This is a genomic window from Paenibacillus illinoisensis NBRC 15959 (assembly GCF_004000925.1).
Lineage (GTDB): Bacteria > Bacillota > Bacilli > Paenibacillales > Paenibacillaceae > Paenibacillus > Paenibacillus illinoisensis.
Genome location: NZ_BIME01000003.1, coordinates 432,773 through 456,676 on the forward strand (window position 1 = coordinate 432,773; position 23,904 = coordinate 456,676).

Here is a 23,904-nt window from a genome sequence, read left to right on the forward strand (position 1 = left end):
CTGCTTTCTATCTATATTCTAACCTATATCCCCTCCAAACGGTTAACATACCCCCGAAAAAAGAATTTCATCCTCCACTATATAGATGCTGTCTCAATTGTACCGGTACAATCTGAGTAAACGTGAGTATCCATTTTCACTTGTCACTTCTACAATAAAATCATGGCCTTTTCGCTTCCTTTAAGAATGGCCGACTAACCGATTTGAGGTGATCCCGCTTGAACACATTGACAGATTCAGAACTGAAGTCCTATCTGAAACGGATCCACATTGATGATATTAAACCGGCAACATTGGAATTTTTGTCAGAACTTCATCGTGCACATGTACAATACCTTTCATGGCAAACGATAGATATCTTTACAGGACGCCCGGAGGCAATCGATCTTGTCAATTCAGTCCGACTTGTCCTGCAAGGACGCAGCGGGTACTGCTTCCATCTCAATGGCGCATTTAGCATCCTGCTTCGTTCTCTCGGCTATGAAGTACAGTGGCATCGCGCGGGAGTGCAGCCCCATGGAGAGCAGCCGCGTGTGAATTCGTTCCATCTTGGCCTGTCCGTACTCCTACCTGAAGCTGGACCTGAGACCGAACGCTGGATCGTCGATGTTGGCCTGGGTGGCATGCCCTTCGAGCCTCTGCCACTTCGTTATGAGGTTTATGGAGAGGCTCCTTTCACCTACAACTTAACCTCATCCAGCGTTGCTTCTGAGGGATGGCGACTTGAATACGAACCTCATGGACCCAGTGAGGGCGTAGACTATGCTCCAGAGGTAATCCATACCCTGGATGAGTTTATCACCAACCATCATTTCTACAGTCAATCAGCCGAATCGCCATGGCATAATGTTTTCCTGCTTCGCCAGCGGAATGCTGTGGCCAGCAACGAGCTGCGTGGATGCATGCTGCGAACCCATACCGCAGAAGGCATTCATAAAACCGAAATAGAGAGCTATACAGCCTGGAGAGAGGTGTTGGAAGGAGTCTTTTATGAACCGTTGGTACGCTACAGTGAACTGGAGCGCGTGGAGATGTGGGAACGCATTCGAGCTGGACATGAGGAGTGGAAGAGAACACAACAGGTGTAAGAGAAGGCGAAAACTCAACGGGAGTACAAAGGAATATAAAGGGAATCTCGCTGAACATGCCGAATATCTTGTCAGGTGATAAATCATGATAAACATTCAAGTTCTGCGCATTCCAGCAGAAATTCCCAATGAAGTTTGGCATTCGCTCCTCGCGCTCGTCTCGGCTGAGCGGCGGCAGCAAGCGTCACGTTTTGTCCATCAGGCCGACGCCTATCGTTCGGTGCTTGGGGAGACGCTGGCTCGTGTGACACTCAGCAAGTGGACTGGTGCGAGACCGGGCGATCTTGCCTTTATCCGCAATACATACGGTAAGCCTTCACTTATCAGCCATCCTGACCTGCCCTTCAATGTATCCCATTCCGGTGATTGGGTTGCCGTCATTTCAGGAGGTCACGCTCCACTCGGTGTGGATGTAGAGAAAATATCCCCCATTGATATGGCGATTGCCGAACGTTTCTTCTCTCCGTTGGAGAGCAAAAATCTGGCAGCAGAGCCCGCGGATCAGCAGCTGGAAACCTTTTATCGGCTGTGGACGCTGAAAGAAAGTTATATCAAGGCCATCGGTATGGGGTTATCCATGCCGCTAGACTCCTTTTCCATGCTGCGTGACATGGGCGGTCACTGGTATTGTCCCGAAGCACCGACGTATCAATTCCTCAGCCAGCGTCTGGATGAGGGACATATGCTGGCAGCGACCAGTTCCGCGGCAATGGAACTGCCAACCCAGCCTGATGTGATTACGATTGAGGAATTATATTCATTCATACTGTGAAGGAGGGAATTTTCATTCCTTCCTTCTTTTTTTATTTTCACCTTTAAACACATAAATTTTCAAAAAAAATGATTACATCTTGTCCAATTAATGGTACTATAGAACCACTTGGACGAGAAATAGGAAAAACAGATCAGGCTTTTATAACTAGATTATACCTTACATACTTTTGTCGATCCCCGATTATCTCTCCGATTCATTATTTTAGAAGGAAGTGGACAAATGCATATCTTTTTGCAAAACAGTGCCGGTGTAACCAAAAACGTCAAAGTTGGTTTCAGCTGGACAACATTCTTTTTCGGGTTTCTCCCTGCTCTGTTCCGTGGTGATTTGAAATGGGCTGTTATTATGTTTTTAATCGCTGCAGCTATCGGAGCCTTCACTTTTGGTATCGGGGCTTGGGTTAGCGGAATCGTATTCTCGTTCGTCTACAACAAAATTTATATCAAAGAATTGCTCGAAAAAGGCTACCGCCCTGCAAATGCTGAATCTCAAGCCGTTCTTGAGAGAACTCAAATTGTTGCCCCAGCAGCCTAATCTATCCTTTAAAAGAAGCTTAGCAATACCGTTTTTCTAGATTCAACTTGTAGATAGTAAATAGTAAGTATGTAGAAACACCAAAATCCCTGGCAAATAAGCCAGGGATTTTTGATATTTATTTATACTGACAATGGCCTTGGGATGCAGCCGGAGTCTCATCCGCCAGCCTCTTGGACCACACCCGGCATCCCCGTTTCATCACAGAGGCTTAGTGGCTTCAGGTCCGTCCACTGCTCCGCAATATAATCAAGACACACCCGGCGTTTGGCCTTGCCCAGCATCTGGGTCCAGCCTGCAGGGACTGGAATGGATGCAGGCCAGAGCGAATACTGCCCTTCCTCATTCATTAATACCAGATAATTGCTGTCTTCCTGTTCAAAAGGGTTGCTCATCGGCTTATCCTCCTATTTAAGATGAACTTGGCGCTGATTCAGCATCTCCAGCTTGGCCGTCAGCGTCCGGCATATTTCAGCCAGTGGTCCAGGCTGGCAGAGATCCTTGTGGCGGCAGGCAATATCATGCCTTTCCATTTGGCCTCCAATATAGGCATTCCACATCTCTGGTTCAATGGGGTCAAACCAGTCCGGAATGACAGTAGAACGGAAGAAAATCAGATCCCCTTCGAATCGGGAAGGCGTGTATGCTCCCAGAATCCGCACGGAATTTTCATACGTTTTCCGCAGTTTCATGATCGTCTCCTCATCCAGACTGGCCAGCGCACTTCCTTCACTCCGCAGAATACGCATGGCTGCTGCCATATCCAGCGGACCTTCCCCAATACTGTCCGGATCATATCCACCAAGGGCAAGTAAGGCGGTCAGCGCCTCTTCCTCATCCGGTTCCCCGCGAATCGGAAGATAATGACTCGGATAGGCGTCCAGCATGGCGAGAAACTCTACCTCCTCCCCTTCCGACTGAAGCTGTACAGCCATGGCCTGAGCTACATTGCCTCCAAGAGACCAGCCCAGCAATCGGTAAGGTCCCTCAGGCTGTACTGAGCGAATATGACGGATATAATCTGCTGTCATGTCCTCCAGCGTAGCCGGAAGATCCTCGTACTGGGCAATGCCGCGAGCCTGTAATCCATAAATCGGGTATTCCATACCCAGATGCTTCATCAACCCGGCATAACACCAGCTTAATCCTCCGGCAGGATGAACACAGAACAGCGGGAGGTGGGCTCCGTGAGTCCGAAGAGGCAGCAGCACTTGCAGCGAACCTGTTCCCGTATCCGAATCCATTTCAAGCCGTTCAGCCAGTCCGGCAACCGTTGCCGTTTCAAACAAAATGCCAATGCCCGGTTCCTTGCCCATAGCCTCCCGGATTCGGCTCATCAAACGAACAGCGAGCAGGGAATGTCCACCAAGGTCAAAGAACCCATCATCGATGCTGACACTTCGCAATCCCAGCACTTCGGCAAACAGATCACACAAAATCTGCTCTTGCGGATTACGCGGTGCCCGGCCACCGGAAGTCAGCTGCATTTCCGGTACAGGCAAAGCTTTGCGGTCCAGCTTGCCATTGGCCGTTAGTGGTATAGCCTCCATGGTGACCACCGCTGATGGAACCATGTAATCAGGCAGACTCGCTGAAGCATGACGACGAAGCATAGCCGATTCTGGTCCGGAACCCGTCTTCGAGTTTGGCACAATATACGCCACGAGGCGTTTATCTCCCGGCTGGTCTTCGCGGACGATGACCGCAGCTTGTGCAACCTCCGGATGTCTGGCCAGCACCGCTTCGATCTCGCCAAGCTCGATGCGGAAACCGCGTATTTTTACCTGCTGATCCGCCCGGCCCAAGTAATCAAGTGACCCATCATGAAGTCGTTTGGCCAAATCTCCCGTCCGGTACATGCGTGTTCCTGCAGGACCGTATGGATCTGCGACGAAACGCTCTGCCGTAAGATCCGGTCTGCCCCAATACCCGCGGGCAAGGCCTGCCCCGGCCACATACATCTCACCTGTCACACCTGCAGGCACAGGCTGGAGATGATCATCCAGCACGTATACGCGCAGATCCGGAATGGCACAGCCGATCCAGCTGCTGGCTCCTTCTGCGGCACTGCCTGCATGCAGTTCCTGATAGCTGACATGAACGGTGGTCTCCGTAATGCCATACATATTAATCAATCTTGGTGCATCATCTGGATGGCGCTCATACCAACCCTCTAATCGCCCGAGCTCCAGTGCCTCTCCTCCAAAGATCACGTAGCGGAGTCCAAGCTTCTGCCCCCACTCCGGATGCTCCCGATCTGCCTGCATCAGCTGGTAGAATGCTGACGGCGTCTGATTTAACACCGTTACCTCTTGCTCAGCAAGCAGCTGCAGGAATGCACCTGGTGAGCGACTAATCTCATGCGGCACAACGACCAACCGGCCCCCGTGCAGCAGTGGTCCCCAGATCTCCCAGACCGAGAAGTCAAAGGCGTAAGAATGGAATAACGTCCATACATCACTCGCATTAAATTGGAACCAGCGCTGTGTAGCCTCAAATAACCGGATCACATTAGCATGGGGAATAACCACTCCCTTTGGTTTGCCTGTGGAACCCGAGGTATAGATCATATAAGCCGGACTGAGATGAGATACGCATCCATTGCGTTCACCATCTGCGGGATTTCGTTCATCCTGAGCAGACAGCCGCTGAATGGTTTGAGCGTCGTCCAGGTTTAACCGTTGTACGGATTCCATCTGAGGCAGTAGGAACGCTACTTCCTCGTTTGTAATCATCACGCTCGACGCTGCGTCTGTCAGCATATGCGTCAATCGATCCGAAGGATAATTCGGATCAAGCGGAAGATAGGCCGCCCCTGCTTTTAACACAGCCAGAATACCGACCACCATCTCAGTGGAACGTGGCAGTGCAAGAGCAACCATCTGCTCTGGCCCCACACCTTCCGCAATCAACAATCTTGCCAGCCTGTTGGCTCTTGCATTGAGCTCTTGATAGTTAATGACCGTGTCTCCCATGCTCACAGCAGGGGTATCCGGGGTAGCTGCAGCCTGAATTTCAAAGCGTTCAACAATAGTCATTCCAGATAAAGAATCTTCATCCCCTGCGGCATAACACTGCTGCTCCAGAAGGGCAAGTTCCTTGGGAGTTACCACGTCAAAGCAGCTAATGTGCCCATCCGTCTGCTGGACGGCATCCTCCAGCACCTGGATCAATCGGACCACAAGCTCTGCTGCCGTTGATTTCCGGAAAAGATCCGTACTGTACTCCAGCACACCTTCGACTCCTGCTGGCGAACCATTGTGTTCGCGTTGTTCCGTGAGCTCCACAGTTAGGTCGAATTTGGAGGAACCCACGCCCTGCATACTCATTTGCGATACGACACCTGGCAGATCCAGCTGAACGTCTGGCGTATTTTGCAGGACCAGCATCACCTGAAACAGTGGATGCTTGGAGCGGGACCTGGACGGATTCAGCACTTCAACCAAACGCTCGAAAGGCAGGTCCTGATGTTCGTAAGCAGCCAGATCCACTTCCCGCACACGTGCCAGCAGTTCACGGAACGTCGGATCCCCGGAAGTGTCTGTACGCAGCACAAGGGTATTGATGAACATGCCCACCACTTCGTCCAGTGCATCGTCGCTTCTGCCGGCAATCGGGGTCCCAATCGCAATATCCGTACCCGCTCCCATACGTGTAAGCAGTACCGACAATACGGCATGCAAAACCATGAAGAGACTGACCTTGTTTTCCCGTGCCACAGCCAAGAGCTGTTCATGCAGTTTCGGACTAATGGTAAAAGGGATCGTTCCGCCCCGGTAGCTGGAGACCACCGGACGCGGATAATCGGCTGGAAACGTCACTTGTTCCGGCAAGCCTTCCAGTTGACGGCTCCAGAACTCAAGCTGCCTTGCAATCAGGCTGTCCGGCTGCCCTTCGTCTCCAAGCAGTCGATCCTGCCACACCGCGTAATCGGCATATTGAACGCGCAGAGGTTCCCAGGAAGGCGCCGCCCCCTGAACACGTGCCCTGTATGCTTGGGACAAGTCCCGCATCAAAGGTGACAGGGACCAACCATCTCCAGCAATATGATGAAGCAGTAACAACAGAACATGCTCGTCCGGACCGGATGTAAACAGCTCCGTACGGATACCCGGCTCGCTTGAGAGCTCGAAGCTGTACTGGGAAGCTTCGGTCAGAAGTTCCGACAGCTCATTCTCTGCAGCGTAGCTTGCATGTAAGTTCACACGAACGTCTTCGGCATCCAGAATGGTCTGGCTTGCAGAACCAAGCTCTGGCGGATATAACGTTCTCAACGTCTCATGGCGATCAACAATGTCCTGAATGGCGGCTTGGAGCGCAGATATATCAAGTTTGCCGGTTAACCGCACCACAAGCGGAATATTGTACGTAGGGCTCGGTCCTTCCAGACAATACAGAAACCAGAGCCGGCGCTGAGCAAAGGAGAGAGGAATCTCACCTTGACGGGCAAAAGCCTCTATTACTGGTCGGACTGACCCTACCTGATCCAATTTCTTGGCGAGGCCTGCTGCCGTTGGTGACTCGAATACACTGCCAATGTTCAGCTCTGCTCCAAACACATCCCGAATCCTTGCTGTTATACGGCCTGCGAGCAGGGAATGTCCACCCAGCTCGAAGAAATCATCGTCGATCCCTACACGAGCGACACCCAGAATCTCAGCGAATAAACTGCACAGCATCTCCTCCTGAGGGGTTCTGGCCTCACGTCCGCTGGCATGGGACAGTACGGAAGGGACAGGCAGCTGCTTGCGGTCGATTTTTTTATTGGGAGTCAGCGGCATTTCGGCAAGGTTCATGAAGGCAGCTGGCACCATGTAATCCGGCAGTTCATCCGCCACATGTGCCCGAAGCAACGACAGATCCAGGCCTGACGAGTATTCAGAGGTTGCAACCACATACGCGGCGAGACGCGGATTCCCAGGTTGGTCCTCGCGTGCCATAACAGTAACCTGGGCTACGCCCGGATATCTGGAAATGACGGATTCAATCTCACCCAATTCGATGCGGAATCCTCTGATTTTGATCTGGTGGTCTGCCCTGCCCAAATAGTCAATCGATCCGTCAGGCAGCCACTTCGCCAAGTCTCCTGTACGATACATGCGGCTGCCTGCTTGTCCGAAGGGATTCGAAACAAAACGCTCGGCGGTCAGGTCGGGTCTTCCCAGATAACCTCGTGCCAGCCCGTCTCCCGCAATATATAATTCTCCGACAACACCCGGTGGGACTGGATTCAGACTCCCATCCAGCACGAATAGCTGCGTGTTTCGAACCGGTCCGCCAATAGAGGGTTTACCCGTTGATTCAGCAACCATCGCAGCAGCCGTTGAATAAATCGTGGTCTCCGTCGGTCCATATTGGTTATGAACGTGACATCCCATCTCCTGCAAGGAAAGCTTCAGTTCCTCAGAGAGGGCTTCACCGCCGGTAATGACCGTCAAACCGTCAAATGTCCCAGGCTTGCTGGTCACCAGAGACTGCCACAACGTTGGTGTGGCTTGCATGATCGTTGTCCCCTGCCGTCTCATCTGTGCAGCCAGAGCCACCGGATCAAGAATGGTTTCTTTGCGAGCTATATCCAGCCTTGCTCCGGTCGTAAGAGGCAGAAATACCTCAAGAACAGAAATGTCAAAAGCAATTGTAGTGACCGATAACCAGCGATCCTGCGGCCCGACCTTCAGTCTCAGCTTCATATCTTCCAGCAGATTGGACAGGCCGAGATGGGTAACGGCAACCCCCTTCGGTTTACCTGTTGATCCGGAGGTATAGATGATATAGGAGGGGTTCAGCTGCGAGGCAGCTTTTATGAGATCCTCTGGTTCGGGATTGCTCCCGGACTGACGGCCTATTCTCGCCGCAACCTTCGGTTCATCCAAGGCCAACATGGGGACATCGGACATGTGCTGCAAATGGGACAGATTGTGCTTCACCGTAATCAGACATGCCGGTCTGGCATCCTCTAGCATGTAGGTTAGTCTCTCTTCAGGGTAATCCGGGTCCAGCGGAAGGTAAGCTGCTCCCGTCTTATGAACAGCCAGAATGGCAACCACGACCTCCAGAGATCGCGGCATGGCAATGGCTACGATCTGCTCCGGTCCCACTTTATAATGCTGGATCAGCTCGTGAGCCAGACGGTTTGAACGCTCGTTAAGCTCGGCATAGGTCAGAGATTCAGCTTCAAACGTTGCAGCCATGGCAGATGGGGTGCGCCGAACCTGCTGTTCGAACATGGCCGCCGAGTTCCGCTCAGGAGCCTTGTGCTGTGTCTGATTCCACACGTTCAGGACCTGGTCTCGTTCTTCAGGTAACAGCACTTCCATTTGACCTACGTACTGCTCTTCGATTCCTTGCTGCATCATTACATTCAGCAGTTGCATATAACGGAGCTGATGACTCAGCAGATCCGATTCGCTGTAGACGGAAGGATTGGCATCAAAGTCAATCTGAAGTCCATGACCGTGCCCTTGGTCCACGACATGGATGGACAGGTCATCGACCGGACCCGTAGACAAGTTATGAATCATCCCGCGCTGACCCGCGAAATTCAGCTCATGAAGGAATGGCATGACATTGATCATCGGCCCGAATAGTCGGCGATTCTCCCCCAGCAGCTTCAGATCACGCCGCAGATCCTGGTGCCGGTAACGTTGATGCTTGCGAACGGCACGGATCTCCTGCACAATCTGTTCGGCCAGGGCAGATATACGCATATCAGACTCAACTTTCAAGCGCAGCGGGAGCACGTTCATAACCATGCCTGGCACACGCAAGGCTGTCGATCCCAGCCTGCACATGACAGGCAAAGCCAGTATCACATCTTGCGTGCCGGTGATCCGATGCACATAAATGGCTGCTGCTGCAATAAACAGATCAGGCCAGGTTACCCCGTACCGGGCGGCCGCATCCTGAAGGCGATCCCGATCGAACTGTGTTAGTTCAAACCTCTGCCGCAGGAAATGATCCGCTGTCCGGGAAGCCTTTTCGCCCAAACTTACGACGTCCGGTTCATCAGCATAACGTTCCAGCCAAAACGTGCGATCCTGCTCCCTTGCAGCAGATGCATGATAAGCCTCATCCTCCTGAATGACAGAGGAAAGCGGTCCAAATGCTCGTGTTTCCATGACACTCTCACCTGATCCACCCTTAACCCTGGCAGTATACAGACTTGCTACTCTACGGGTAATTAGCGATACGCCGTATCCGTCAATCGCAATATGATGCACACGCTGGTACCAGTAGCAGCACCCTTCACTCACTTGGAACAGGGCTTCTGTAAATACCGGTCCAGTTGCTAGATTGACGGGGCTGGCGAGATCCTGATGCATCCAGGCCATTGCCGCCGCATGGGGATCCTGTTCGCCGCGAACATCCAGTATATGAAATGTCCAATGATCGCCCTCCTGGTTGAGGGTTTGGTAAGGGCCGTGTTCATTTTCGCCATAAACCATGTTTAAGGTTTCGGCCTCCGAGACGGTTTGACGAACACTCTGTTCAAACTGTTGTACATCAACATGCCCGTGAATAACCACGTATTCACCTGTGTTGTACATGGGGTTGTCCGGATTCAGCTGATGAGCAAACCAGATCCCGGACTGGGCAGCCGACATGGGCCACGTTCCATTCCGACGCTGCGACAAGTTCACCGCCCCGCTCAAAAGTAATCTCCGTTCGGCATGACCCTATGAGGCTGTGCACTCAACAGCACCGCCCACGAGGCTAGCGTTGGCTGCTCGGCCAGATCGACAAAGGTTACCTCTGTTCCTTCCACCCGAAAACGCTCCGCCAGGCTCATAATGCGTATGGAATCGAGCCCCCAGATCTCAATGAGGTCATCATGCTCCCCGATCCGGGATGGTTGCTCTTGCAGCAGTTCGGCAACCTGTACTCGCAGCGCGTCAAGTCTCGCCTGAGCACCGCTGCCAGTACTCGTCTCAGCAGACTCCATCGCTGCAGCAGTGTGTGATCTTGCCTCCGAGAAGCTTGCCCCGACCGAATCGCTTCCTTTAGCAGAGGCCCCGAGCAATTCAAGCAATCGCCCGGTGGTCAGCGTTACTGCGCAGCGCTCGGACGCATAGGTAAGTGCCATACGGTGCTTCTCAGCTGAAAAATCAGCTACCGCGTCAGCAACCAGGAAGGCCTGAATATCCTTCATAAATGCCTCACAGGAGGTCATCAGACAACCAATATGAGCATAGATGCCGCATACGATCAGCTGATCCCGGCCCTGCTCCTGCATCAATTCAAGCAGTTCCGTCTTCTGGAAGGCGCTGTACCGCCATTTGGTCATAAACGTATCCTGCGGAGCAGGTGTCAGTGGTTCAATGATTTGCTTTTGCGTAGGTCCCCCATTAATGCCCGCTCCCCAGAAGTCCAGCTGCAGTCCGCGCTGCTCCGGTGTCTGTCCACCCGGCTGGGCAGAATACACCACAGGTATGCCCAGTTCATGACACTTTGCACGAAGTTGTCCAATATGATCAATCAGCTCCACTACAGGTGATTCCCCTGCCGTAAAAGCATCCATGAAATATTGCTGCATATCGTGAATAAGTAGTACTGCACGCTTCGCATCCGGCGTCCACGCTACCTTATTGACCGGAAGCTCCGACTCTGCAGGCATTGCATATGACTTAATCACTGGAAGTGCCATCCATATCCCTCTTTTCAGCGTTATTTATTTCAAACCGTTTCAACATAGCCTTGCATCAAGATCGTTATATGGGCTGCTTCATCGTCAGCATCTCGCGGAGTGCCTTCTTGCTAACCTTGCCGACACCCGTCTTGGGAAAAGATTGGACAAACTCAACCCGATCCGGGATTTTGTAGCTCGCCAGGCCGCGACTGCGCAGATAGGACTTGATTTCGGCAGCAGCCAGATTCTCGCCGCTGGGTACGATAAACGCACAGGAGCGCTCGCCTAAATATTCATCCGGCATAGACACCAGTGCTGCATCATGAACACCCGGATGAGCCAGCAGATGGTTCTCCACTTCTTCAGCAGCTACCTTGTCTCCGCCACGGTTGATCTGATCCTTCGCCCGGCCCTCCACAATGAGGTAACCCTCGGGTGTTAAGCTCGCAATATCTCCTGTACGATAGAACCCATCTGTGGTGAAGGATCTCGCGTTGTGCTCTTCGGCCTTGTAATAACCACGAATGGTATAGGGCCCCCGGGTCAGCAGATGCCCGGATTGCCCCAACTCCACTTCAATGTCCTCGTCATCCACAATCTTTACCTCGTCGTAGGGGGACATCGGTTTACCCTGTGTGTTAATAATGATGTGCTCGGGATCATCCAAACGGGTATAGTTCACAAGCCCCTCGGCCATGCCAAAGACTTGCTGCAGTGTGCAGCCCAAGACTGGTCTGACGCGTCCCGCCACCTCCGCACTGAATTTGGCTCCACCAACCTGGAGAACCTTCAGTGATGTCAGCTTGGTTCCTCTCGCAGCGGCCGCGTTCAGCCAGATCAGGGCGAGCGGGGGCACCAGCGCCGTGATGGTCACCTGATGCTCCTTCATGAGCGGGAAAGCTTCATCCGGGCTTGACCCCCGTGACAGCACAACCGTACCTCCTGCATATAGCGTGCCTAGTATTCCTGGCGAACTTAGAGGGTAATTATGCGCTACAGGCAGAACAGCCAGGTATACACTTTCCGGGCCGAGTCCGCAGACCTCGACGCTTCTCCGCAGACTGTAGATATAGTCATCATGGGTGCGCGGGATCATCTTGGACAGTCCGGTGCTTCCACCAGACAACTGAAGAAAGGCTACATCCGAAGAGACTGGTTGATCATCCTGCAGCTGAACGGGATCAATATATAAATCCTCCAGATTAGTAAATGCACCGGCTTCTCCCGCCACAATAATATGTCTAAGGCTCGGCACCTCTGCCTGAACTTCTGCTGCAAGTTTGCGATAATCAAATCCCCCATCCTGATCCGGGATCAGATAAGCAACAGCCTCAGAGAAGCGGGCGAAGTACTCGATTTCACTTTTCCGATGCAAAGGCAGTGCAAACACCGGCAGTGCTCCCAGACGGAACAGGGCAAAGATCACTTCAACAAAAGCCGTTATGTTCGGCAGCTGCACAATAACGCGGTCATATTGCCGTATTCCCTTGGCATACAACCCTGCCGCCAATTGGTCGACTCGTCTGTCCAACTCTGCATAGGTTAATTGCTCTCCACCGCTAATAATGGCAGTACGATTGCCATAACCATCCGCACGCTGCCGGAGCATTTCTCCAAATGTAATGCCCTCCCAGCAACCTTCCTGACGATAAAACTCTGCAAACTCTTCAGGCCAAGCCTGATATCCTGGCAGCATCTTTTTTATTCCTCCTTCAAATGGGATACGGTGGAGTCCAAACCCATGGCAAGCAGCATTGTTCTGAATTTGGCGGAGGTCTCTGCCAGTTCCGCTTCCGGTGTGGAGCCCGCTACGATGCCTGCCCCAGCGAATAATCGAAGTTCATTGCCCTCCACTTCCGCACAGCGGATGGTCACAGCCCATTCCCCGTCTCCCTCGCTGTCGCACCAACCAACCATGCCGGTGAACAGTCCGCGATCAAACGGTTCCTGTAACCCAATGGCCTCTTTGGCCGTTAATACAGGCGTTCCGCAGATAGCCGGGGTCGGATGGAGAGCAAAGGCCACCTCCAGTGACGAAATATCTCTATCCAGCAATTCTCCATGAATCTCGGTAGACAGATGCCACATCGTGCTTGTCTGGATCAAGGAGGGCTCTGCCGGAACGATCAGTTGTTTGCAAAGAGGTCGGAGTGCAGCAGCAACAGCATCAATGACGACAGCATGCTCATGCCGATCTTTGGCTGAAGCCAGCAGTGCCTCTGCGCGGCGGCGATCCTCAGCAGGGTCATCACTACGAGCAGCGGAGCCAGCCAGCGGATTCACCCGTATGATGGTGCCTTTTCGAGTAACCAACAGCTCCGGACTTGCGCCAATAAACGTACGTGTGCCTTGGTGATTGACTTTATCATCGTCGCGATTTACCGTTGTTATAATACTTTCTGTTTTGGATACTTTCCTCATGGGAACCGCAAACGTATACCCGTGTGCATTATTCCTGAACAAATTACGCAGAAGCTGATGTGTATCCACAAGACCCTCTGAGACCACACGCAGTGTGCGGGATAACACAACTTTATCGAGTTCTCCCTGCTCCATCTGCCTCAGCACATGATTGACACTTCGTTGATACATCTCGGCCCCAGGCACTTCCTCAATCTCGCAGCCAGCCGCAGCCGGGCGCCTCTCGTATAATCCGTTTGCAGCATGGCTTGGAGGTTCTGCCCATTGCACCGTTTCCGGGATCAACAGCTCGGCTGAGGACTGACTCGGATCAAAAGGTATCGCTCCCACCACAATTGGTTTCCGAAGGCCCGTTTGCTGCGCTTCCTGAATCATTTGGCGAACCTGTTCGATAACAAAATGTACTCCTTCCACGTGGTAATCATGGGCATGATCCATGTTTCCTGAGGAATCAGATACCACCTGCTGCTGAACAGCGGAGACAGGAAACCTCATTCGCTCGCCTTGAGCGAGCAAGGTATGTTGCGGTGAAGACCAGAAAAAGGACGTCCCCTCCCGATATTGTTCCAGAAGGTGTAAGGCGGAGGTTGCTGCGATTGCACCCGCTTTTGACATATTCATCATCTCCTTATCTTGATTCAGACGCCGAGTGTGGCGCCTCCATCCACACACAAATCATGCATGGTAATATGCCTCGCCTGGTCTGAAGCCAAAAAGAGTACGGCATCCGCGATATCGGAAGGCAATGCCAGCCTGTTCAGAGGAATGCCGAGACGGTACGCCTGCTGCGATCCTGCAATGACGGCCTGCGCGCCATGATCATCCTGCCATAAGGCCCGCTGCATGGGGGTGTCCGTCGACCCTGGAGATACAATATTGCAGCGGATATGCTGCTCCGCATATTCAAGTGCAAGACATTTGGTAAACATGGTGGACGCCGCCTTGGAGGCTGCATAAGCCGACATGTGCATCCGGGGTACGCCCGAGGCGTTCGAGCCAACAGTAACCACCGTTCCCGATTGGCGCCTCGCCATATTTCGTACAACCGCACGTGACATATAAAATACACCGTGGGTATTAACATCGAACGTTCTTGTCCATTCCTCGTCACTCAGGGATGCCACTGTACCTGTATGCAGCACACCAGCTGCATTGATCAAAATGCCAATCGGTCCAAGTGTTGCCTCGATTCGCTGTACGGTATCGTCTACCGATTGGCGATTCACAATATCAGCAGGATAAGCAGCTGCCTGATGGCCTTGATGATTTAGATCCACAGCCAGCTGATCGAGCTGCTCTTCCCGAATATCTACTGCCGCTACAACTGCCCCCTGTTCAGCCAGAGCTCTGGCAACCGCTTCGCCGATTCCCTGTGCTGCACCGGTGACCAGAGCCACCTTTCCATGAATTCCTGTATAGCTCACGCTGTATACCTCCCCTGACTTACTGCCTGTTGAACGTTGATTCATTGTTGAACTCGATTGGATCATCCATGACATCTCAGCTAATCCGAAAGCGGCCTACCACACCTTAATCAAACAAACATCTATTCCTCCGCCCCTACGCTTCAGGACTGCAGGCCAAACGTATCGTACGACTGATCAGAAACGGTAGCACCGAGACATGATTCTCTTCTTCGAACTCGGTATATTGGATATCAAGCCCCGGCTGTTTCAGTGCAGTTAGACGTTCCGTTAAAGCCGATGCCTTGTCATTGTTGCGGGCAGGATGGTTCTTCTCCCTTTCGCCCATGCCAACCCAGACCTTAACGTTGACCGGATACTGCTCCAGACCTGCGATGAACTCCTGTTCCTCGGCCAGCATCACCTTCTGGTTCCAATGAAGCGAAGGGCTTCCAGCAATGTAGTAACGGAAAGCGTCCGGCTTGGTAAAAAGGGTGTGCAGAACGAACAACCCGCCAAGTGAATGGCCAAAAATGGCCTGTCTGTTCCGATCGATGTTGAACTGCTGCTCCATGTCCGGCTTCAGTTCCTCTTCAATGAACTGCAGAAAAGCATCAGCTCCCCCCTGCTCAGGCAAAATTGTTCCATCCGACTTGTGGGTATATTCCGTCGTGGCCTGCGGAGTAAAATCGTAATATCGATGAGGCGAGAACGGGGCGGCAGTCGGGTACCCGATTCCAACAATGATGGCCGGGAGTGCCCCGGTCTTCTCGGGTCTGCGTCCCTGTATGCGAGCCGCTTCTACCATCGTGCCGAACACAGAGTTAGCGTCGAGCAGGTAAATCACAGGATATCCAGACGGCGGGGCGGCCTCTGCGGGCTGATATACCATGATCTGATAGGCATGATTGCCCGCTCGTGATTTCATCGTCCACTGTTCTGAACGGGGAATGGGAACAGCACTGCGTGTCATCTGCTCAAGGGTCCCTGAGGCTGATTGATTATGCTGAAACGTCATTACGGATGGATCCTCCTCGTTGTTCAACTCACATTGCTATGTGTATATAGATCATATTGTTTTATATGAGATTGATTCTCATTACCAATTATAAAAGAGTGATTTCGGCTGTCCCATGGACGATATCCAGAATTCATTTTGATTATCTCCATATTTACATATTTTTCTTGATCCACTTTGCCTTGGCAAAAAAACAACAGCTCCTCCCCGTGACACCTCAAACACAGAAATAATATCCGGTTCGAGGCACTCCGAGAAGGAGCTGATTCATCGCTATTATTGGGTCAATGCCTTCAATGTATCGTCAATGACATGACCATAGGCAATCAATCCACCGCCCAGCCATGGTGCTGGTTCAACTGCGTATACATTTCCTGCTTTAACGGCTGGCATGCTCTGCCACACTTTGGTATCTGTCATCTCCTTCATACTTCCTGGTCCCTGTTCCACGGTGAAGATATAATCTGCGTCAATCTCGGGCAGCACTTCGGTGGATACAATCGCACTGTTCTCCGTCTCGACGAGCGCAGGCTTCCCGAGTCCCAACTGTTCGTATACAACATAGCCGCTGAAGTAGTTTCCGCCCATCATGCTGATTCCGCGGGGAGCAAAGCGGATAATGGCCGCTTTCTTGCCTTCCGCTACCTTGGCGATCTCTGCCTTCGCAGCGTCTACCTTGGCGTGGTATGTCTTGATGGCCTGTTCTGCCTCAACCGTTTTGCCAAGCAGATCGCCAATGATCTCCAGTGACTTCTCTACATCCCCCGATGCATTGTTAAATACATAGGTTGGTGCAATCTTCGAGTAACTCTCATATACACCATTCTCGGCATAATTCGCCGTGTGCAGGATAATAAAATCGGGATTGTATGCCATCAGCGCTTCAGGCGAAGGCAGCCCACTGGAGAAATCGAGTGTAGGTACGTCACTTAGCTGATCCTGTAAGTAAACATGCCCTTGGGTGCCGCTGGCCCATTGAGCAACGGGCTTGACGCCGAGTGTAAGCAGAGAATCCTCGAGATAAGGTGCAAATACACGCTCCACTTTGGCAGGAACCACCACATCATGTCCCATTTCGTCTTTTACAGTCCGTTCGCCAGCCGCTGTTTCTGCAGTCTCTTCTTCTTGTACGGCCGTTTCTGATGAGGCTGTTGTGGAGGCCTCGGCTGTCTTCTGCTCCTGCTGCGCTGCTCCTTCATGTTCTGATGTGGAGCCACAGGCTGCCAGTAATCCCACCATTAATACGAGCACAATCAAGGCTGACAGCCGATGATTAATCCATCTACTTGGAGCGAAACGCTGCCCGTTCTCTTTTTCCTGCTGATGCATGATAGTTCCCCCTTGATAAACATTCTCATTTAGATAGATGGATTATATGTCATGTCGCTCGTGAATCACCATGGACGTTATCCAGATATATATTTGGACAATATCCCGTGAAAATGAGCAATGCCTCATCCAGCATGCGCATAACGCCTACTGCAGAATAATCGAACCAGGGATCGCCGGTGATCAGGTGTGTCTGATACTGACGCACAGCGTTCAGCTGTCTCCATACTGGCGAGTGCTGCAGACTGAGCCAGTATGCCCGAGATACGGCCTCGGGACATACCATGATCAGGATCCGGTCCGGATTCATTACATTTAATTGTTCCAGCGTCAGCGGTGTATTGGTACTAACATCGGGGAAGGTCTCCAGCTGCAATGCGCCATAGAGCACCTCCTCGATCCCCGGATTACTATAGAGATAGAGGCGCTGACCATATACCCTGATCACAGCCACCTTCTCGCATCCCACTTCCTTCTGCATCGATTCCCGCGCTTTCTCTACCCGCTTGTTATATAGTCCGATCCACTGTTCTGCCTGTTCCTCCCGTTCCAGGAACGCAGCAATCATGCGCAGCTGTGCACGCCAATCGGTCTGATGCTGGGGTACAAAACAGCAAGGCGCAATCTCGGCAAGTCCAGCTTGATCCTCTTCACTGAGTTGATCGGTACCAATGATGGCGTCCGGCCTTATGTGCACAAGCCGCTCCACGTTCGCTTCGAATCTCCAGCTTGTATAAGGATCTGTTAGTTTAAGATGGGACTGGATTTCCGTGCGATGCGCGTTATAATAATACGCTGTCCATTTCGGATCGATGGGCGCAGCAATGGGCATGACATTGAGGGCCAGCAGATGTCCGATGACGCTGGAGGAGCCGGTGGCAATGCGTTTTCTGGCGTTCTTGGCATAATCGGAAGGAGAAACGCCGACTTCCTTTTTGAATTTGCGGCTGAAATAATATTCATCGCTGTATCCAACTTTGAGTGCAATATCACGCAGTTTATACCCGGATTCCTTCAGATAACGCTTGGCCCGGTTAATACGGAGATCTGTCAGATACTCCATCGCGCTGAGACCGTAGGTTTTTTTGAATAGATCAACAAAATACTTCGGACTGATATTTGCTCTCTGAGCAAGATCAGCAATAGACAATGCTTCATTGTAATGCTCGTCCATATAGGTTTTTACTTCAGCAAGGTCCGTCTTGGGGCTGCGACTCATAACGGGGGCTCGCACAGCACGGTGCAATTCATTCTCCAGTAACATGAGGCCACTCCTCTCGATCTGTTTGATTATCTTAATATGAAGCGTACAGCGTACGTTGAGGTCAGTTGACTGATTCATCATTTATCGACAATGATAATCATTATCAATTAAGGTATCATACTCTTTTCCTCTCAGTCAATCCATATATGGAAATATGTGCACCCGTTTTAGTTCGAATGATCATCGTCATCCATATACACAAAAAAGAGCTAACGTCGTGAAGATGCATGCGTTAGCTCTTGGATTTAATTCGTTATCTCAATTGTATTTATTCGTTCCTAGTCCCGGCTCCGCAGCTTGCTGAGCAGACGTAAAATCTCGATATACAGCCATACCAGGGTAACCATAAGCCCAAATGCGCCGTACCACTCCATATATTTTGGAGCACCTTGTTCAGCACCACTCTCAATAAAGTCAAAATCAAGCACCAGATTCAGTGCCGCCACGATAACGATCACGACAGAAATCCCAATTCCGATCAGACTGTTGTCATGCAGATAGGGAACGGTAATTCCGAACAATCCCAGCACGAAACTGAGCAGATACATGATCATAATGCCGCCTGTTGCCGCTACCACTCCCAGCTTGAAGTTCTCCGTAGCTTTGATCAGTCTCGTTTTGTAAGCGACCAGCAGGGCAATGAACACTGCCATAGTCAGCAAAGCAGCCTGCAAAGTGATTCCATTGTACAATGACTCGTAGGTTGCGGAGAGTGCGCCAAGGAACATGCCTTCCGCGATGGCATAGATGGGAACCAGGTATGGTGCTGCCACAGGTTTGAACGAGATAATCAATGCCAGAATAAATCCGACGATGGCACCTCCGATGGCGAGAGGAAGCACTTCCTGACCGTTAAAAAACATCATCCATGTCGCAAATGCACTGCCGAGCAGGATGACCAGCGTAATGAATGACTTGTTCACTGTGCCGTTAATCGTCATGTAACGCTGGTACCGGTCATCTCCATATCCACCGGCATTTTCAAATGTACTGTCCTTGAGTGTGGGGTTACCACTGCGTCCGATCAAAACAATCACCTCTTCTATGTATTGGGTCAATCTTTGAAACCACTCTTTACGTTCTTTGCGTTCCTCATGTTCTACTACATTTCCAGTGAACTGCTATTCATATCTTTCGATGTTCAAGTACAGACTTGGATGCAATCGGTCGATCACATCCTTATCCATCGTTATAACCCTGTAGGACATATGTCCCGGGCTGTAAAATCTCTTTTTAGCTTGATACAGACATTTAAATGCTAGTTGTTGCTGCAGTTACTAGGCAGAAGACTTAGTTATAGAACACTTTGTCTACATTGTATTTCGCACGCATCGTATTAATGATATAGGTCTCATAAATTTCACGGTCTACGGCATCTTCCACCAGACAAACCTCAATGGTCGCCACTTCTTCCCGGTGGTTCTTCATTGGAGAAACGGTATCCTCAAAATGCTTCTTGATCCGAGGTCTCAATTTTCTTGCTTTCCCGACAAATAACAGCTCCCCATCGGCATTGTAAAACATGAAGATTCCACCCTTTTCACGTGTGATCAGGTGAAAATCGGTGAAACCATAGATGTGGCTAAGCTGCGGGTTTGCCTGCTTGGTGATGGTTACATCCGGTGTTGGTACGGTAATCTGAATCATTGGGCTCACTTCCTCATTATCTATAGGCTTACATCCTATCATACATTATTACAGGAAACCATTTCATTCTATAAGATGCACAATTCACGCTATTTTCAACTATTACGACAATAATTTCAAAAAAAAGGTTAACTTCCCTGATTCAAAGTGGTACTATAGGGGTATGAGGAAGAAATTGGGCACTAAGACATATGTCTTTATATCTACTTCAGTCTATTGTACCCTATGAATCATGATCTTTTTCATACTGTATTCTGTAATGTGCGCACCACAACAAGAGGACAGTTAGCACGTATTGCAAGTCTGTAGCTTTTAGGATTCATCATCAATACGACCCTTGCAGCAAGCAAATGTAGGAAGAGATTCATTGTAGATTGTAACGTAGAAAAAGAAGTAGATGTAGAAGTAAGAAGTGGATTTGAATTAGAAAGCCTGCAATTCAGTCAGCAAGGACCAACGAGATCCACGTAGAAGAACCGATAGCTATCGATCCTAGCAAAGAGAAGAATGGTCATGCCATGCAATCTTAGTAAGTCATAACTTCATAACAGCAGATCTATATAGAATTGGATCAAGCTACACCCACAGCCCGGCACGAAGCCAGGGCTTTTTTACGTTGTCCCACTGATATCCCAACCCCTCGTAATCAACCGATCATCGTTATTTTTCATAAGCAATTCCCCCCTGCCTTAAACCATTTGTAACTGCCCCCGTATACTCCTATCTACCTTCATTGAATCTTGAGTTCGCAGTATATTTAAAAGAAAAAAAGAGACGCCGACCAAGCGGCATCCCTTAAATTACTTCAGAAAGGTCCATCTACGCGCGGTGATCGCGTCAGCTTCCCTACAAATAAGCCTTTCCTCTTCCCCGACTCAAATAAATCATTAAAAACACAAACGCAGCGGCAAAAGAAGCTGTAATGATCCAGATCGGAATCCGTGGATCGAGCGCGTATGCCCAGCCTCCCACGATACCGGCCGGGGAAGTAAGCAGCAGGATGACGACGGAAAGCATCGAGAATACCTTCGCTCTTTTTTCGTCGTCGATCGCGTTCTGGACGGCCGCTTCGAGGTACGGCGAGCTAATCATCAATCCGACGGCGGCAAGCACGGTACTCAAACCAATCCAGACCAGATTCGACGTCGGCCACAGCACTAGCATCACGTTCGAAAGCAACGACAGTACAAAGCCAGCCATCATCGAGCGCGTTTCTCCTTCGGCTGGAATCTTCGGCATGATGAACCACAGCGCGAGCAGCATAATAATAGAGGAAACAGCAGGAACGAGCGAGATTAGTCCGCTGTCCACTTTCAGATAGTCGGCCAGATACAGCGAAAGATAGGTCGTTTTTAGCGTCATTTGGAAGTTGAACAGGATATAAACGACGAAGATCAGCATCAGGCTGCGGCTGGCAAACAGGTCTCGGATCGCGCCGCTGTAGTCGATCAAACTCTTTTTAAGCCCGAGTTCCTTCGTCTCTTTCATTTTCCGATAGCCCATTTCTGTTTCCTTCGTGGTCAGGTGCCGCCCGATGAATTGAAAGGTCATTAGCACCGAACACAGCACATACATGATCCGAGTGCCGTCCACCAGTCCGTAATAATCGACCAACAGACCACCAAGCGGAGCGAACAAACCACCGACGACGCCGATGATCTGAAGCAGCGTGAAAACGTAAGTCCGATCCTTTTTTGGCGTATCCTCGACGATCAGACAGTAAAAGGCGATATGCGGAACTCGCTGAAGCCCGTTGATGAATGTCGCGATAACGAAAAACCAGACATTTTGGGAAAAGGCAAAGATCAGCATCGCCACGCTCCAACTAAGCACGTCGAAGGTGAGGATGGCGCGTTTGCGTCCCATTCGGTCGGTCAAATACCCACTCATGAATGATGACAGCACCTGCACGATCAGCCCGAGCGTCGTAATCCAGCCAATATTGGTCTCGGTAACGCCCAGCTCATACATGTACAGCGTAGCGTAAGTTGCCATCATGCTGTACGGAATCAAGAAAAACGGTTCAAAAGCGAGACAGCCCCGGCTGTTGCCGCGAAGTCTCGGGAAAAGCGTTCTTGCCATGCGGGATTTCCTCCGGTGTCGTCATATTGGAATTAAAGCATTTTGGGTCATGTTCAAATATAGGTTACTATAGAAAAATCATGAAAAATAGAGGCATTGAAAAAAAATTAACGTGACTAAATGCGGCTGGATGGAACGACAGCTATCGGTTCCAGGTTCCAACCACCTCGTGATGGAAACAGAGGTATTGTGGTTCTTTCGGTCGGGTTTATAATATGGCAAGATAGCAAACAGAGGGAGTGATGGGATGTATTCCGATCTGCAACTGACGGAGGACCGCCCTGTATATATACAAGTCAAAGATTATATGAAGCGATTGATGCTCAAAGGCGGACTGCAAGCGAAGCAAAAGCTGCCCTCCACCCGTGAACTCAGTACACTGATGAAGGTTAGCCGCAGCACCGTTCTGCTCGCTTATGCCGAGCTTGAAGAAGAAGGTCTGATCTATGCGGTGAAAGGCAAAGGCAACTACGTCAGTCCCCTGATTGAAGCGCCTGAGCCAACCAATGGCTGGCAGCTGGATTGGAAGAGCCGCGTAAGCGACTATGCAATTCAGGCGGAACAATATGATCTGATGAAACATGGTTCCGGTGCAGAACGTGGCGAGATCTCGTTTACCAGTATTGCCCCGGATGAAAAGCTGTTCGATCTGCATAATGTGAAACGGGCCTTCCTTGATCGCATGTCTCTCGAAGGCGAAGTGCTGCTGAACTACGGATATGCACAAGGCTACCGTCCTTTGATGAACTATCTGCTCCGGTACATGGAGAACAAAGGTGTTGACCTTACCGGCAAGGATATTCTAATTACCAACGGATTCACGGAAGGCTTCGATCTGGTGCTTGGTGCCTTGCGCAGACAAAGCGGCAGAGCTCTATGTGAGAACCCTACCCATCATACGGCCATCAAAAATCTGAAGCTTCATGAGTTCAGCCTCACAGGCGTGGACATGGAGCCGGACGGACTCAATCTGCAGCAGTTGGAGCATGAACTCATCACAAGTCCGTATGATCTGGCCTATTTGGTACCTTCATATCACAATCCAACCGGAACGGTGACTTCTCCTGCCAAACGGGCAGAGATTATCCGGTTAATGAATCAATACGAAGTGCCCATTATCGAGGATGGGTTCAATGAGGAACTACGTTATTCCGGTTCCCACGTCTCCCCTCTCATCGCTAGTGCGGGCAAGGGTAATGGACTCGTCTATCTGGGCAGCTTCTCCAAGGTACTCTTTCCCGGACTGCGAGTAGGCTGGGTCATTGCAGATGCAGCACTGATTGATTATTTGGAAAGCATGAAACGGGCCCGCAGCATTCACACCTCAACACTGGACCAATCCCTGCTCTACCAATACTTGAGCAACGGTAATTTTGAGAAGTATCTGAAGCGGGCCCGCACTGAATATAAGCGAAAATACGAACTGGTCGTGCGCTGCTTGCGCAAGCATCTGCCGATGTGCCAGATCTCCGGCGAGGGCGGTTTGCATTTATTTGTACAATTCCCCCCGGGATACCGGACCCGGGAATTGCTGGCTGCCTGCAAGGTGAAGGGTGTGACCTTCACGCCCGGCGATACCTTTTATCTGGAACCAGGTCAGGGGTTAAATACGATGCGCCTGGGCTTCTCCAGGGTCAGCGATGAGAATATTCGCAAAGGTATCCGTATCATTGGTGAGACTGCGGCTCAGATGAGCTAAAACGGTTGAATAACAACA

Annotated in this window: 16 protein-coding genes; 4 read left to right on the forward strand and 12 right to left on the reverse strand. The window is 50.9% G+C overall.

Going from position 1 to position 23,904, the window contains the following annotated elements; all coding sequences use genetic code 11:
* Positions 1-218: 218 nt before the first annotated feature.
* The 3 genes from PIL01S_RS10575 to PIL01S_RS10585 all read left to right on the forward strand — a co-directional run bounded on the left by PIL01S_RS10575 (position 219) and on the right by PIL01S_RS10585 (position 2,397).
* Positions 219-1,088 carry an arylamine N-acetyltransferase family protein gene (locus tag PIL01S_RS10575; protein WP_127537502.1) on the forward strand — a complete coding sequence of 290 codons (870 nt, stop codon included), beginning with the start codon at positions 219-221 and terminating at the stop codon, positions 1,086-1,088.
* A gap of 85 nt (positions 1,089-1,173) precedes the next feature.
* Positions 1,174-1,860: a 4'-phosphopantetheinyl transferase family protein gene (locus PIL01S_RS10580; RefSeq protein ID WP_127537503.1), complete on the forward strand. Its 687-nt coding sequence runs from the start codon at positions 1,174-1,176 to the stop codon at positions 1,858-1,860.
* Between the two features lie 222 nt (positions 1,861-2,082).
* On the forward strand, positions 2,083-2,397 hold the full coding sequence (locus tag PIL01S_RS10585; protein WP_095360236.1) for a hypothetical protein: 315 nt from the start codon (positions 2,083-2,085) through the stop codon (positions 2,395-2,397).
* Positions 2,398-2,555: 158 nt separating this feature from the next.
* Here PIL01S_RS10585 and PIL01S_RS10590 read toward each other — a convergent pair whose 3' ends face one another.
* The 12 genes from PIL01S_RS10590 to PIL01S_RS10645 form a co-directional block, all read right to left on the reverse strand.
* Positions 2,556-2,792, reverse strand: a complete 237-nt coding sequence (locus tag PIL01S_RS10590) for an MbtH family protein (RefSeq protein ID WP_127537504.1) — start codon at positions 2,790-2,792, stop codon at positions 2,556-2,558.
* A gap of 12 nt (positions 2,793-2,804) precedes the next feature.
* Positions 2,805-10,031 carry an amino acid adenylation domain-containing protein gene (locus tag PIL01S_RS10595; protein WP_127537653.1) on the reverse strand — a complete coding sequence of 2,409 codons (7,227 nt, stop codon included), beginning with the start codon at positions 10,029-10,031 and terminating at the stop codon, positions 2,805-2,807.
* A gap of 14 nt (positions 10,032-10,045) precedes the next feature.
* Entirely contained in the window at positions 10,046-11,041 is a 996-nt protein-coding gene (locus tag PIL01S_RS10600) for an isochorismatase family protein (protein ID WP_127537505.1), read from the reverse strand.
* 64 nt (positions 11,042-11,105) lie between these two features.
* Entirely contained in the window at positions 11,106-12,719 is a 1,614-nt protein-coding gene (locus PIL01S_RS10605; RefSeq protein WP_127537506.1) for a (2,3-dihydroxybenzoyl)adenylate synthase, read from the reverse strand.
* Between the two features lie 5 nt (positions 12,720-12,724).
* Positions 12,725-14,059 carry an isochorismate synthase DhbC gene (gene dhbC, locus PIL01S_RS10610; protein WP_127537507.1) on the reverse strand — a complete coding sequence of 445 codons (1,335 nt, stop codon included), beginning with the start codon at positions 14,057-14,059 and terminating at the stop codon, positions 12,725-12,727.
* Positions 14,060-14,082: 23 nt separating this feature from the next.
* A complete protein-coding gene (locus PIL01S_RS10615) occupies positions 14,083-14,868 on the reverse strand; it encodes a 2,3-dihydro-2,3-dihydroxybenzoate dehydrogenase (protein ID WP_127537508.1) in 786 nt (261 codons plus the stop codon).
* Positions 14,869-15,004: 136 nt separating this feature from the next.
* Positions 15,005-15,865 (reverse strand): alpha/beta hydrolase, encoded by an 861-nt coding sequence (locus PIL01S_RS10620; protein WP_127537509.1) that lies wholly within the window; start codon positions 15,863-15,865, stop codon positions 15,005-15,007.
* 276 nt (positions 15,866-16,141) lie between these two features.
* Positions 16,142-17,194, reverse strand: coding sequence for an ABC transporter substrate-binding protein (locus tag PIL01S_RS10625; protein WP_127537510.1), 1,053 nt, complete (start codon positions 17,192-17,194; stop codon positions 16,142-16,144).
* A gap of 49 nt (positions 17,195-17,243) precedes the next feature.
* A complete protein-coding gene (locus PIL01S_RS10630) occupies positions 17,244-18,458 on the reverse strand; it encodes an AraC family transcriptional regulator (RefSeq protein ID WP_127537511.1) in 1,215 nt (404 codons plus the stop codon).
* A 278-nt stretch (positions 18,459-18,736) separates the two neighbouring features.
* Positions 18,737-19,486: a Bax inhibitor-1/YccA family protein gene (locus tag PIL01S_RS10635; protein ID WP_127537512.1), complete on the reverse strand. Its 750-nt coding sequence runs from the start codon at positions 19,484-19,486 to the stop codon at positions 18,737-18,739.
* A gap of 262 nt (positions 19,487-19,748) precedes the next feature.
* A complete protein-coding gene (locus PIL01S_RS10640; RefSeq protein ID WP_095290710.1) occupies positions 19,749-20,105 on the reverse strand; it encodes a nucleotide excision repair endonuclease in 357 nt (118 codons plus the stop codon).
* A gap of 846 nt (positions 20,106-20,951) precedes the next feature.
* On the reverse strand, positions 20,952-22,187 hold the full coding sequence (locus PIL01S_RS10645) for an MFS transporter (RefSeq protein WP_127537513.1): 1,236 nt from the start codon (positions 22,185-22,187) through the stop codon (positions 20,952-20,954).
* A gap of 247 nt (positions 22,188-22,434) precedes the next feature.
* On the opposite strand from PIL01S_RS10645, the gene pdxR reads away from it, so the two are divergent.
* Positions 22,435-23,886 (forward strand): MocR-like pyridoxine biosynthesis transcription factor PdxR, encoded by a 1,452-nt coding sequence (gene pdxR, locus PIL01S_RS10650; RefSeq protein WP_127537514.1) that lies wholly within the window; start codon positions 22,435-22,437, stop codon positions 23,884-23,886.
* Positions 23,887-23,904 lie beyond the last annotated feature (18 nt).

Bases quoted from the DNA above. Each gene is read 5' to 3' on its own strand.
- PIL01S_RS10580 (WP_127537503.1), top strand. From the start codon at position 1,174: ATGATAAACATTCAAGTTCTGCGCATTCCAGCAGAAATTCCCAATGAA.
- PIL01S_RS10585 (WP_095360236.1), top strand. From the start codon at position 2,083: ATGCATATCTTTTTGCAAAACAGTGCCGGTGTAACCAAAAACGTCAAA.
- PIL01S_RS10590 (WP_127537504.1), bottom strand. From the start codon at position 2,792: ATGAGCAACCCTTTTGAACAGGAAGACAGCAATTATCTGGTATTAATG.
- PIL01S_RS10600 (WP_127537505.1), bottom strand. From the start codon at position 11,041: ATGGCACTTCCAGTGATTAAGTCATATGCAATGCCTGCAGAGTCGGAG.
- PIL01S_RS10605 (WP_127537506.1), bottom strand. From the start codon at position 12,719: ATGCTGCCAGGATATCAGGCTTGGCCTGAAGAGTTTGCAGAGTTTTAT.
- dhbC (WP_127537507.1), bottom strand. From the start codon at position 14,059: ATGTCAAAAGCGGGTGCAATCGCAGCAACCTCCGCCTTACACCTTCTG.
- PIL01S_RS10620 (WP_127537509.1), bottom strand. From the start codon at position 15,865: ATGACGTTTCAGCATAATCAATCAGCCTCAGGGACCCTTGAGCAGATG.
- PIL01S_RS10625 (WP_127537510.1), bottom strand. From the start codon at position 17,194: ATGCATCAGCAGGAAAAAGAGAACGGGCAGCGTTTCGCTCCAAGTAGA.
- PIL01S_RS10630 (WP_127537511.1), bottom strand. From the start codon at position 18,458: ATGTTACTGGAGAATGAATTGCACCGTGCTGTGCGAGCCCCCGTTATG.
- PIL01S_RS10640 (WP_095290710.1), bottom strand. From the start codon at position 20,105: ATGATTCAGATTACCGTACCAACACCGGATGTAACCATCACCAAGCAG.
- PIL01S_RS10645 (WP_127537513.1), bottom strand. From the start codon at position 22,187: ATGGCAAGAACGCTTTTCCCGAGACTTCGCGGCAACAGCCGGGGCTGT.
- pdxR (WP_127537514.1), top strand. From the start codon at position 22,435: ATGTATTCCGATCTGCAACTGACGGAGGACCGCCCTGTATATATACAA.